The organism is Paraburkholderia sp., from assembly GCF_035501035.1.
Taxonomy (GTDB): Bacteria; Pseudomonadota; Gammaproteobacteria; order Burkholderiales; family Burkholderiaceae; genus Paraburkholderia.
In genome coordinates, this window is record NZ_DATJWR010000336.1 from 16,298 (window position 1) to 29,042 (window position 12,745).

The 12,745-nt window shown below is 65.1% G+C and carries 9 protein-coding genes and 1 pseudogene; 5 read left to right on the top strand and 5 right to left on the bottom strand.

What is annotated here, in order from left to right; genetic code table 11:
- The first annotated feature begins 24 nt into the window (after positions 1-24).
- From VMJ11_RS24910 to VMJ11_RS24920, 3 genes are read left to right on the top strand one after another with little or no spacing between them, the layout of a single operon-like run.
- Positions 25-1,083, top strand: coding sequence for an ABC transporter substrate-binding protein (locus tag VMJ11_RS24910; RefSeq protein WP_325622769.1), 1,059 nt, complete (start codon positions 25-27; stop codon positions 1,081-1,083).
- A 49-nt stretch (positions 1,084-1,132) separates the two neighbouring features.
- Entirely contained in the window at positions 1,133-2,104 is a 972-nt protein-coding gene (locus VMJ11_RS24915) for an ABC transporter permease (protein ID WP_325622770.1), read from the top strand.
- 57 nt (positions 2,105-2,161) lie between these two features.
- Positions 2,162-3,076 carry an ABC transporter ATP-binding protein gene (locus VMJ11_RS24920; protein ID WP_325622771.1) on the top strand — a complete coding sequence of 305 codons (915 nt, stop codon included), beginning with the start codon at positions 2,162-2,164 and terminating at the stop codon, positions 3,074-3,076.
- Positions 3,077-3,181: 105 nt separating this feature from the next.
- Here the strand turns inward: VMJ11_RS24920 and VMJ11_RS24925 are convergent, their stop codons facing one another.
- From VMJ11_RS24925 to VMJ11_RS24945, 5 genes and pseudogenes are all read right to left on the bottom strand, one after another.
- Entirely contained in the window at positions 3,182-3,526 is a 345-nt protein-coding gene (locus VMJ11_RS24925) for a DUF2322 family protein (RefSeq protein WP_325622783.1), read from the bottom strand.
- Positions 3,527-3,616: 90 nt separating this feature from the next.
- Positions 3,617-3,877: pseudogene (locus VMJ11_RS24930) on the bottom strand (helix-turn-helix domain-containing protein); the annotation flags it as partial.
- Between the two features lie 49 nt (positions 3,878-3,926).
- On the bottom strand, positions 3,927-5,375 hold the full coding sequence (locus tag VMJ11_RS24935; protein ID WP_325622773.1) for an MFS transporter: 1,449 nt from the start codon (positions 5,373-5,375) through the stop codon (positions 3,927-3,929).
- Positions 5,376-5,664: 289 nt separating this feature from the next.
- Positions 5,665-6,213: a hypothetical protein gene (locus VMJ11_RS24940; protein ID WP_325622775.1), complete on the bottom strand. Its 549-nt coding sequence runs from the start codon at positions 6,211-6,213 to the stop codon at positions 5,665-5,667.
- Positions 6,214-6,578: 365 nt separating this feature from the next.
- Complete coding sequence (locus VMJ11_RS24945) at positions 6,579-9,515, bottom strand: PAS domain S-box protein (protein WP_325622777.1); 2,937 nt, start codon at positions 9,513-9,515, stop codon at positions 6,579-6,581.
- 250 nt (positions 9,516-9,765) lie between these two features.
- Here VMJ11_RS24945 and ligD point away from each other — a divergent pair, with 250 nt between their 5' ends.
- Positions 9,766-11,199 carry a non-homologous end-joining DNA ligase gene (gene ligD / locus VMJ11_RS34550; RefSeq protein WP_414694465.1) on the top strand — a complete coding sequence of 478 codons (1,434 nt, stop codon included), beginning with the start codon at positions 9,766-9,768 and terminating at the stop codon, positions 11,197-11,199.
- Between the two features lie 354 nt (positions 11,200-11,553).
- Positions 11,554-12,745 (top strand): cache domain-containing protein (locus VMJ11_RS24960; RefSeq protein WP_325622779.1); only part of this gene is annotated, 1,192 nt, incomplete at its 3' end.

Genomic DNA, 12,745 nt, shown 5'->3' on the forward strand with positions numbered 1-12,745 from the left:
CACCTTTTTTCCCGGAGATCCGCCATGAAGACGACGCACCATCCGTTCGCAAGCCATGCAAACGAAACGCGCCACGCGAAAGCGGGCACACATCTGCGCCGCTGGGCGCTGCGCGCCGCGAGTGCGCTCACGCTCGCCGCGGGACTGTTCGCGGCCGGCGCGCAGGCCGCGAGCGCGGCGCCGCTGCGCATCGGCTATAGCGACTGGCCGGGCTGGGTGGCGTGGCAGGTTGCGATCGACAAGGGCTGGTTCAAGGAAGCGGGTCTCGACGTGAAGTTCGACTGGTTCGACTACGCCGCTTCCATGGACGCGTTCGCGGCCAACAAGCTCGACGCCGTGCTCGTCACCAACGGCGACGCGCTCACGATGGGGGCGAATGGAGCGAAGAACGTGATGGCGCTCATCACCGACTATTCGAACGGCAACGACATGGTCATCGCCAAGCCGCCCGCGCGCAAGATCCAGGACCTCAAGGGCAAGAAGATCGGCGTGGAGTTCGGCGTGGTCGATCACCTGCTGCTGCTCGACGCGCTTCAGCGCGCGGGCCTGAAGGAGGGCGACGTCACGCTCGTCAACGCGAAGACGAACGAAACGCCGCAGGTGCTCGCGTCTGGCGACGTGGCGGCCATTGCCGCGTGGCAGCCGAACGCGGGCGAGGCGCAGCGTGCGGTGCCGGGCGCGCGCCCCGTGTTCACGTCCGCCGACGAGCCGGGCCTCATCTACGACGTGCTCGCCGTGAACCCAGTGAGCCTCGCCGCGCACAAGGCCGACTACGAGAAGCTCGCGCAGGTCTGGTACCGCGTGGTGAAGTACATCGACGACCCGGCCACGCAGCCCGACGCCGTGAAGATCATGGCCGCGCGCGTGGGCCTCACGCCGGCGCAATATCTGCCGCTGCTCAAGGGCACGAAGCTGCTCACGCTGCCTGAGGCGCAACAGGCCTACGTGAAGGCTGACGGCTTTCGCTCGCTGTACGGTTCGAGCCGGACCGCCGACGCATTCAACGTGAAGTACCAGGTCTACAAGAGCTCGCAGGACGTGAGTGCCTATGTGGACCCGTCGCTCACCAGCGCGCTGAAATAAGGCGGCATTTCGTCGACCGTCGACCGTCGTCATCAAGCAGGAGAAGATCATGGCCGAAATCAGCCAGACTGGGTGGTTCGCCGTACGCCGCGAGCTTTCGCCGCGTGGCAAGTGGATGTTGGGCATCGGCTCGTTTCTGTTGCCGGTGCTCGTGTGGTGCGTGGTGAGCTACGTGCCCTTCGTCTGGCATCCGCAGGTGTTGATCACGCAGCCGGGCAGCGTGGACTATTTCCAGCCCGGCATGCGTGTCGACAAGGCCGTGTTCGCCGACGAGCTCGACCATGCGCGAGAGACTCACGCCGCCCTGCCGGCGGGGGTGAGCGCGAACCCGGTGTATCTGCCCGCGCCGCACGAGGTGCTGCGCGCGTTCTACACCGCGTTCACGACACCGCCTGCCTCGCAGGACGGTGTATGGCTGCATCAGAGCCTCTGGCACAGCATCCAGATCATCTTCTGGGGCTTCGTCGTGTCTTCGCTGATCGGCGTGCCGCTCGGCATCGTGTGCGGCACCTATAGCGTGCTCGCGCGCCTTCAGGAGCCGTTCTTCGAGTTCTTCCGCTATCTGCCCGCGCCCGCGTTCGGCGCACTGATGGTGGCCGTGCTCGGCATCTACGATGCGCCGAAGATCGCCATCATCGTGATCGGCACGCTGTTCCAACAGGTGCTCATCATCGCCAACACCACGCGCAAGCTCGAATACGGCCTGCTCGAAGCGGCGATGACGCTCGGCACCACGCGCCTGAAGCTGCTCACGCACGTGGTCGTGCCCGGCATCCTGCCCGACCTCTACCGCGACCAGCGCATCCTGCTCGGCTGGGCGTGGACCTACCTGATCGTCGCAGAGCTCGTGGGCACGAGCTCGGGCATCACCTGGTACATCACGCAGCAGGCGCGCTACCAGCACTTCGACAACGTCTACGCGGCCATCATGATGATCGGCATCATCGGGCTTGGCACCGATCTCGTGCTCGCGTTCCTCGGGCGCAAGCTGTTTCCGTGGGACCGCACGCTCAAGGCCTGAAGTATTCGCAAGCTCTCGTGCTCATCGAAACACATCCGGAACTTCAAGGACCGCATCATGTTCAATCCGCAAACCGTTCCCGACTATCTCCTTCAGTCCGATGCGGTGCGCTCGCGCTTCGAACGCCTGAAAGCGCGCGAGCCGATCCTCGAAGTGCGCAATCTCACGAAGCGCTTCGTCACGCCGCAAGGCGAGCACACGGCACTCGCCGATGTGAGCTTCACCACGCACCGGCGCGAGTTCGTGTGCGTGATCGGGCCTTCGGGCTGCGGCAAATCCACGCTCATCCGCATTCTCGCGGGCCTCGAAACACAGACCTCGGGCGAGGTGCGCGTGAACGGCAAGACGGTGCGCGGCCCCGGCGCCGACCGCGGCATGGTGTTCCAGGGCTATACGCTGTTTCCGTGGCTCACGGTCAAGAAGAACGTTATGTTCGGACTGCGTATGAATGGACAGGGCAACACGCAGGCCGAGCGCGAGGCGCTGCAATGGCTCGATCTCGTGGGCCTCGAGAAGTTCGCCAACGCGTATCCGCACCAGCTTTCCGGCGGCATGAAGCAGCGCGTGGCGATCGCTCGCGCGCTCGCCAACCGGCCCGGCATCCTGCTGATGGACGAGCCGTTCGGCGCGCTCGACGCGCAGACGCGCGCGAAGATGCAGGCGCATCTGCTCGATATCTGGCGCAACGTCGACATCACGATCTTCTTCATCACGCACGATCTCGACGAGGCGATCTTTCTTGCCGACCGCATTCTCGTGCTCAAGGCGCATCCGGGCGAGGTGCAGGAGCTGATCGAGGTGCCGGTGCCGCGTCCGCGCAGCTATGCGCAGTTCAACACGCCCGAATTCCTCGCCACACGGGCGCGGCTCGACGCGCTCATTCATCCGCCGGCGCAGGAGGAGCCCGAGGACGAGGCGCGCGTGCGTCCGCACATGATCCGCCTCACCGACGTGAACGACACGGTGGAGTGAGCCTCGCGGCTGCTGCAAGATCAGCGGAGAAAAAAGAGGTGGCCTGCGTTGCGGGCCACCGTGAAGCGAAGCGTGCAACGTGGCACGCTCGCTCACATCCCATGCTCAGGCTGCGGCGATGACGTCGATGCGCAGCGCCGGAGCGCCTGCCGCGATTTCGAGCAGACGGTCGACGTTCGGGTGTGCGCCGGGACGGTTGCGCGCGTCGGCGGTGTGTTCGGCGAACACGGCGAGGCCGTGCTCGGCAGCGCGTGCGTCGAGCGTACCGAACGCTTCGCGCAGATAGTGGTAGACCGCGACCGAGCCTTGCTTGCCGGGCTGGTTTTCGATGCTCGCGACGACGGCGCCCTGGCCGTCCACGAGATCGATGCGCTCGATGCCGTCGATGCCCGGCAGCAGTGCGAGGTTGTCCTTGAAGACGTTGCCCGGTTGAATGGCGGCTTTATTCACTTCAGTCACTGAAAACACTCCGTTGATTCGATAAATGGCTTTGGCGGAGCCGTATTCTAGCCGACGAGGGTGAGTGGCGCCGAGAGGGAACCGGACCAGGCCAGCGCCGTGCGAGATCCACGCGCACGGCCGCGTGCTCGCGTGCTCGGCTCCGCGGCGTATTTCCTCGCCGAGATTCACAATGCGCTCGGCGCAGACGAGCCCTTTGCGGTCCGTGGGTGTGAGCGTGGCCGAACGCGAATTGCCGTCGGACTGGCGCACGTCGAAGCTCTCCTCCAGCGAGGCGATACGGCTCGACACGGCAGCCTGCGTGGTATGGGGTCTTTCCGCGGTGAGACGGAAGTTCTGCAGACGCGCAAGTGAAACAGGCTGTTCCGGCGCTGCCGGGCGGCGGCCTGCCTTATTCGTCGCGGACCGCCGAGAGCGGTGTGGCGACGTGCTCGAGCGACTTGCGCTCCGCGTCCACGCCCCAGATCGCGGCAACGAGCGCGGCGCCGACCATGAGCGCGGAGCCCACCAGGTAGCCTGTGAATACCTCGCTGCGCTGGTGGGTATCGATGAGCCGTCCGAAGAACGCCGGCCCGATGATGCCGCCCAGCGCCGTGCCGAACGCGTAGAACACGGCAATGGCGAGCGCGCGGATTTCCAGCGGGAACGATTCGCTCACGGTCAGGTAGGCGGAGCTCGCCGCCGCCGAGGCGAAGAAGAAAATCACCATCCATGCGATGGTTTGCGTCGTCACCGTGAGCAATCCCTGCTCGAAGAGCCACCCGCTCGCCGTGAGCAGCACGCCCGAGAGCGCGTAGGTCGTGGCGATCATCGTGCGTCGGCCGATCACGTCGAAAAGCCTCCCCAGCAAGATAGGCCCGAGAAAGTTGCCGAGCGCGAACGGCAGCAGGTAGAGTCCCACTTCGCTGCCGGGCACGCGGTAGAACTCCGTGAGCACGAGCGCATAGGTGAAGAAAATCGCGTTGTAGAAGAAGGCCTGCGAAGTCATGAGCGTGAGGCCCACCAGCGCGCGCCGCCGGTGGCGCACGAAGAGGGCGTGCAGCACGGCGCTCAGCGGCGTATGGCTGCGAGCGTGCAGCCGCAGCGGGTCGTCGGGAGGGGAGCTGAGCGTATGGCCCGCCGCGCGAAAGCGCGTTTCGATGTCCTGAACGATGCGCTTCGCCTCATCGTGCTCGCCGTGCGTGAGTAGCCAGCGCGGGCTTTCGGGAATCCAGCGGCGCATGGGCAAGATGACGAGCGCGAGCGCCGCGCCGATAAAAAAGCACGCGCGCCAGCCCCAGTCGGGGGGTAAGAGATGCGGGTCGAGCAGCACGAGCGAGCCCGCCGCGCCGATGCCCGCGCCCACCCAGAACGTGCCGTTGATGCTGAGATCGGTCCAGCCGCGCACGCGCGCGGGCGTGAACTCCTGGATCGTCGAATTGATCGCCGCATACTCGCCGCCTATGCCCGCGCCGGTGAGCGCCCGAAACGCCACGAAGCTCGCGAAATTCCACGAAAGCGCCGTGGCGGCAGTGGCGAGCAGATACACGGCGAGTGTCACGAAGAAGAGCTTGCGGCGGCCGAGCCGGTCGGTAAGCCAGCCGAAGCCGAGCGCGCCGCACACCGCGCCCGCAATGTAGGCGCTGCCGGCAAGGCCCACCTGGGCATTGTCGAGCCGCAGCAGTGGGCTCATTTTCAGTGCGCTGGCGACGGCTCCGGCCAGCGTGACTTCCAGGCCGTCGAGCAGCCAGGTGACGCCCAGCGCGACGACGATCAGCACGTGAAAGCGGCCCCACGGCAGGCGGTCGAGCCGCGCGGGCAGCGTCGTTTCGATGATGGCGGGCGTTTCGGGTGGATTCATCGGGCGGGGTGGGTTTCGGCTCGCGATGGCCTGTAGCATGCGCCGTTCCCGGCATGTGGCGCAAACAGGCAACTCGGCGCATCAGAACGCGCCTCGGCCGACGTGGCAGCGTATTCATACAAAAGCCCGAGCGAGACGCACGCGAATCAGCGAATTGGTATGCCAAATAAAAGCGCAGTGCGCGTGAAAGCGCGTGGACGCGAGAGATCCACAATCCTTGTCCATGCAATGACTCGCCGTGCCGGCATCAACACTTCCGGCATATTGATTGACTATTGCGCTTTAGCGGCTAAAAACCGGAAAAGCCGTGCCGCACGGAAATCGTCGCACCCGAGTCGTGAGAATGGAGAACGGCGAGACGCGCAGTCGCGGAAAACACCCAGTCGTCGACAGTCAGCGAGAGCCTGCGCTGCGGCTGCGCGCCGAGCGTAAGCGTGGGGTCCGGGATCTGGACGATCGAGATTTGCGGCGCGGTGGAGGGGCCGAAATGCAGATAACTGGAGGACGAGTGCGCGGCGAACTGCGAACCGGAATCGCTTCCACTCACGCCTTTCTCGAATTGGTAATGGTATTTGTCGTGCGCCACTGGCGCGCTATAGAAACTTTCGACTTGCGCGTAGAACGGCTTTGGCTGATTTCCCTGATATTCCAGTTCGTACCTTTGCAAATACGCCTGAGGTTCAGGGAGAGAGGGGACGACTTCCATGGGCACAGGCGCGATATTCGCGACTGTCATGGTTTCGGTTTCGGGGGCATTCATGAAGGTGCCGTCGGCGAACGCGTAGCCGCTCAGCATAAGCATGACTGCACCGACAATCTTTTCGTTCAGGCACGTCATGAGCATGCCTCCAATAACGGATTCGAAACGTTACACCGCCACCGATCGTTCTGGCTGAACAGACTGCCTTTGCTTCACTTGCACCCATGCATTCTAGTACCTTGTTGGCTTCTCGCTACCCCAATATGCACAGATACCCTGCCGACCGATGCGAATTCCACCAGCCGAATGATGATCTGAGCTATGGCGTCGAGCGCTCGCGCATCTTGTTCCATAACATGGCAGTCGATATGACCGATTACGACGCGCCGTGGCCGCGCAGTAGCGGAAGAAATTGCGGCCTGGCGTTTTGGTGTCGATGGGCCGCCGCAATGACGAGGGGCCGCGATTGGGGAAAATGCGAGGGGCGGCGCACCCGCGCGGCTTCAGCGTGCCACGAGCAATTCGATCAGCATGCCGAAGTCAACCGGCTTGGTGAGATGCGAGTCGATGCCGCTCATGCGCGAGCGCAGCCGGTCGGCGTGCTGGCCCCAGCCGGTGAGCGCAATGATGCGCATGTCGGCGCAACGCGGGTTTTGACGAATCTGCCGCGCGATTTCGTAGCCGTCCATGCCGGGCATGCCGATGTCGAGCACGATTGCATTCGGGACCGCCTCGTCCAGCGCGGCGAGCGCGGCGCTGCCGTCGTACGCGACGCGCACATCGGCGCCTTCGCTAGAGAGGACCATGGCGAGCGAGTCGGCGGCGTCGTGGTTGTCGTCGACGACGAGAATCCGCTTGCCCGCGAGCGATATCGCGGCGCGCGCTTGCCCTGTGGGGGTTGTGCGGGCCCCGTCCGGCGCTTGCCGGGATAGCGGCAGGCGCACCGTGAACTCGCTGCCTTTTCCGGGCCCCGCGCTCGCGGCCTCGACGGTGCCGCCGTGCATGCGCACGAGGTGGCGCACCATGGTCAGGCCAATGCCGAGACCGCCCTGATTCTGGCCCGCGGGGCGATGCACCTGCGAAAACATTTCGAATGCCTTATCAATCTGCCGGGCCGACATGCCGATGCCGGTGTCGCGCAGCGCAACCACTGCCCAATCGCCTTCGCGCCTCGCGTCGAGCCGGATCTGGCCGCCCGCTTCGGTGTAGCGGGCCGCGTTGTTGAGCATGTTCGCAAAGACCTGGGTGAGGCGCACACGGTCCGCATCGAGCACGAGGGGCGCAGCGGGCAGCGCGATGCTCAACTGGTGGTGCGCCTGATCGATGCCGGGGCGGCTCGTTTCGACGGCACTCTCGATGATCTCCGCGAGCGAAACCGGCGCCTTCACGAGGCCGATCTTGCCGCGCGTGATGCGCGAAACTTCCATCAGGTCGTCGATCAGCCGAACCATGTGATGCACCTGACGATAGAGCATGTCGATGATCGGCTGCGAATCCGCGGCAAAATCGCTGCGCCTCAGCAGATGCAGCGCGTTGGCGATGGGCGCGAGCGGATTGCGCAATTCATGGGCGAGCGTTGCGAGGAACTCGTCCTTGCGGCGGTCGGCTTCCTTGAGTGCGTCTTCGGCGCGCACGGCTTCCGTGACGTCGATCGAGACGCCCACATGGCCGCGAAGCTCGCCGCTCGCCGAAAGCCACGGCGCGCAGCAGGTTTCGAACCAGTGCCAGCTTTCGTCCTTGACCTTCACACGCAGGCGGACCTGGAATGCGCTCTGGTCGCGCTGCGCAGCCTGCACGCGCGAAAGAAAGCCGGGCAGGTCCTGCGGATGCACGATCGCATGCAGGCCCGTTTCCAGCAACTGAGCGGGCATGAGGCCGATTGCTGCAAGGTAGCGCTGGTTCAGGTAGACCGTGTTGCCCTGCGTATCGATCTGCCAGATGAGCGCGGGCGAGGCGTCGGCGAGCGCGCGAAAGCGCGCTTCGCTCTCGCGCAGGGCTTCCTGCGCGCAGCGGTGGTCGTCGATGTCGATGTTCATGCCCACCCATTTGCGTATCGTGCCGTCCGGATTCCAGATCGGCGCCGCGCGCACGTTGGTCCATTTCCAGCCGCCCGTGGCCACGCGCAGGCGGAATTCCGCGTTCACCACGCGTTGCGCCGCAACGGCTTCCTTCCACTGATGCAGCGCGTGGGCGCGATCGTCGGGATGAACGGCTTTGGCCCATCCGTCGCCGAGGCCCTCTTCGGCGGGCTGGCCGGTATAGGCCGACCAGCTTGGCGAGACCGTTTCAGTTAAACCTTGCGCGTCGGTTTCCCATACGGCCTGGGCGAATCCTTCCACGAGCGCGCGAAAGCGTTCCTCGCTTTCCAGGCATTCGGTTTCCGCGCGCTTGCGCTCCGTGATGTCCAGCACAAATTCGGCACACTTCGAGCCCATACCCGCACCCGAGAGCCGCGTGGGCGCGAAGAGGCCCCACCAGCGCGTGCCGTCCTTGCGGATCAGTTGTCGCTCATAGGGCTGTGTGCGTCCTGCCGTGGCGAGGTCGGTGACGGCGCGCGTGGTGACGCCGAGAAATTCGAGCGGCACGAGCCGCTTCCAATGCGCAGCGGCGCGCAGATTCTCGCGGCTATAGCCGCTCATCTGCTCGAATGCGCTGTTCGCGTCGACCATGCTGCCGTCGAGATTGAAGAACAGCACGCCCACGGTTTCGATGGAGATGGCGGCTTGCAGGCGCGCTTCGCTTTCGCGCAGTGCGCGTTCGATCTGCTTGCGATGCGCGGCCTCGTCGCGCAGCTTCGTGTTGATGTCCTGCAGCGTACGTGTGCGCTCGGCGACTTGCTGGGCAAGATTTCGGCCCGTGTCCTGCGCGTCGCGCAGCGCGCACGTCATCTGATGCGCCGCGCTCGCGCATGAGGCGAGACTTTGCAGCAGGCGTGCGTCTTCGGCGTCGAATTGTCTTGCGGGGTCGTGAGACACGGCCCAGACGGTGCCGACCACGTGGCCGTTCGCTCGCCAGGGGACATGCAGCGCTTCGTAAATGGGTGGCTCGATCGCATGATAGGACGCGAAGCAACGCGCGGGCCGGTCGAACAGCAGCATCGCCTTGCGTCCTTCGGCAGCGCCGCAGGGGCAGGCGTCGCCGGGCAGCGTCCGGTCGAGATGGCCGGCCAGATCGCCCGCCACGGCGCACCAGCGAAACACCGAAGTGGTCCCGTCGCGTTCGGGCACGCTCACTCCGGCAGAGCCGGCGCGACATAACGCGAGCGCGTGACTTGCCAGCATCGGCAGGACGCCTGATGGATCGCGGTCCATTTCCTGCGCCAATGCCTCGAGCGCGCGGCTTTCGCCCTGGTAGTCGGGCAGGCGGTTGGGCCGGCTCGCCAGTGCCTCGGTAATGAGCGCCTCCTCTACCGTGAGTGCAGGTGCGCCGTTCTCTTGCATGCTGCCTCCGTTTCAGTCGTAGACCATGGCCCGCGCCACTCGCATCTGCGGCGCAAGGCGAGAACGTGGGGCGATGCCTGTTCGACTATCAAGGCAGCATCGCGTATTCCCGTTGGCGAATTTCGATGTGTTCAGCAACGTGTATAGGCCCTTTGCCCGGCGCCACGGGCCCGAATTTCGCGCCCAAAAGCCGGCGGGCATTGCGATTGCTCGAAGACGGCACGACGGGCAACGCGAGGAGGATGCGATCATGCCGCGCGCGATATGGAAGGGCGCCATCAGTTTCGGGCTTGTCTACGTGCCGGTGCAGGTCTACCCGGCCACGCAGAGCGAGCACACCGGCTTCAACCTGCTCGACCGGCGCACGCTGGACCCGGTCGGCTACCGGCAAATCAACAAGCGCACCGGCAAAGGCGTCGAACGCGACGACATCGTGCGTGGCTACGAGTACGAAAAAGGGGAATACGTCGTGATCTCCGACGAGGAGATCGAGGCCGCGAGCCCCGAATCCACCCAGACGGTGGATCTGCTCGCCTTCGTCGAGGCGGCCCAGGTGTCGTTTCTCTACCTTGACACGCCTTACTGGCTCGCCCCAGACAAGCGCGCCGGCAAAACCTATGCGCTGCTGCGCGAAGCACTCGCGGCGAGCGGCAAGATCGGCATACGCATCGTGCGGGAAGCACAGTCGGCACCCGTGCGCGCCGCGTCTGCCGCGGGCGCAAAACACAGGACGAAGCTGGGCACAAAGCCCGCAGCGCACAGCCCGCGCCGTGCCGCGCACGATCAGGCCGGGGTGGCCGAGGTGGCCGGCATCCGCATCACGCATCCCGAGCGTGTGATCGACGCACACAGCGGCCTGCGCAAACTCGACCTCGTTCAGTACTTCGAATCGATAGCGCCGTGGCTACTGCCGCACCTGAAGAGTCGGCCGGTTGCGCTCGCGCGTGCACCCAAGGGCGTGGGCGGCGAGCTGTTCTTCCAGAAGCACGCCAGTTCGCGGCTCATTCCTCACGCGACGCAGCACGACGGTCTCGATCCCGGGCACGCGCCGCTGCTCACCATCGATTCCACCGAGGCGCTCGTGGGCGCGGCGCAAATGGACACCATCGAACTGCACACCTGGAATGCGCTCACGACGAGCATCGAGAAGCCGGACCGGATCGTCTTCGATCTCGACCCCGACCCGTCGCTTGCATGGGAACGCATGCTCGAGGCGGCGCAGCTCACGCGCGAACTGCTCGACGCGCTGGGCCTGAGCGCATGGTGCAAGACGAGCGGCGGCAAGGGGCTGCATGTGGTCGTGCCGCTCACGCGCCATGCCGGCTGGGACGAAGTGAAGGGCTTCGCGCGCGCGGTGGCGAGCCATATGGCGGCCACGTTGCCCGAGCGCTTCAGCGCGAAGATGGGGGCGCAAAACCGTAAGGGCCGCATTTTCATCGACTACCTGCGCAACGGCCGCGGCGCGAGCACGATCGCGGCGTATGCGCCGAGAGCGCGGCCGGGCCTGGGCGTTTCGGTGCCCGTGGGCTGGGACGAACTGCATACGCTCACGAGCGGCGACCAATGGAATGTGACGAACGTGCGCGAGCGGCTAGAGGGCTTGCGCGCCGACCCATGGCGCGATTACGGCAAGACGCGCCAGCGCATCACGGCTTCGATGCGGCAGCAGCTCGAATCGAAGTGAGCGGGGCTGCGTGAGTCGAACGCCACGTGAAATGAAAGCACGATGTCAGGTTGTGGGGTGCGATGCTCGACTGCGCATTGGGCACGGAAGTTGTCAAGCCAAATCCAGCAATTCCGGGGTTGTTTTGTTGGTTGTATAGCAACAACGTCTGCCATCACAACCTTGTCACACAAAAATTGGTCCGTTCCCCTCAAGACTGCGCACCGGGCGCCGTTAATTGTGGGAGACATGCTGGCTTTCGCACCGGGTCGGCCAGCAAGTTTGGCAGTGCGTTTTGGCTTGCCCCTGGGGAGAGGGCCGGCCGCGCCGAGCGACGCACGCCGGACAACAACTGATAAGGTCAACGAACGTTTCATGCGAATTTCCACACGACTCCTTCTTCTGGTCATCACCGCGCTGGTCGGGCTGGTCGCCATTGGCGGCTACGGCCTGGTCAGTCTCAAGCGGGAAATGCTCGACGAGACGCGTGGCAAGATCACGAATCTGCTGCAAATGGCGGAGCATCTCGCCAGCTACTATCACGACCAGGAAGTGGCCGGGAAAATGACCCGCGAGGAGGCGCAGGCGGCAACGCGCCAGGCGCTCAACCAGCTCAACTATTCCGATCAGAGCTACTTCTGGGCGCGGCTGCCCGACGGCACCACGCTGGTTCACCGCAACCTCGCCTCGATTGGCAAGATCAACGTGGGCAAGGCGCCCGACGGCCGCCCCGACACCGATCTCTACCGCGAGATGCTCGCGCGCGAGCACATGCCCGTCATGATGACGATGTCGAAGCACCCCACCACGGGCGAGCTCACGGAAAAGATGAACGGCATCGTGGAGTTCGAGCCGTGGGGCTGGTGGATCGGCACGGGCTTCTTCCTGAACGACATCGATGCGACCTTCTGGCGCACGGGGCGCGTTCTCCTCGCGCTCATCGTCGCGGCGGTGGCGGTCATCGGCGTGCTGTCCTGGCAGATCATCCGCAATCTGGTCGGCACGCTCGGCGGCGAGCCGCGCTATGCGGTGGCGGTCACGCACCGGATCGCCACCGGCGATCTGACCGAGCGCGTGGCGCTGCGGCCCGGCGACGAGCGCAGTCTGCTTGCCTCGATCGCGCGCATGCAGACGAGCCTCGTCACGATGATCAACGAGATCCGCTCGGGCGCGCAGTCCGTGACCTCGGGTGCGGGCGAAATTGCCGCGGGCAACATCGACCTGTCCTCGCGCACCGAAGAGCAGGCCGCCTCGCTGCAGCAAACCGCGGCCAGCATGGAGCAACTCACTTCGACCGTGCAGCACAACGAGGCCAACGCCAACCAGGCACGCCAACTCGTCACGACCGCGAGCACCGCGGCTGCCGAAGGCGGCGCGGCCGTGGCGGCCGTGGTGGATACCATGTCGGCCATTCAGGCTTCATCGGAAAAGATGGTCGAGATCACCGGCGTGATCGAAGGGATCGCGTTCCAGACCAATATCCTTTGTCAAGCCCAGAGGCCCCGCCACGCTTGGCGCGGCACGACGGGAGGCGGTTTTAACCCCCCGCGCACCCCCCCACTGATAC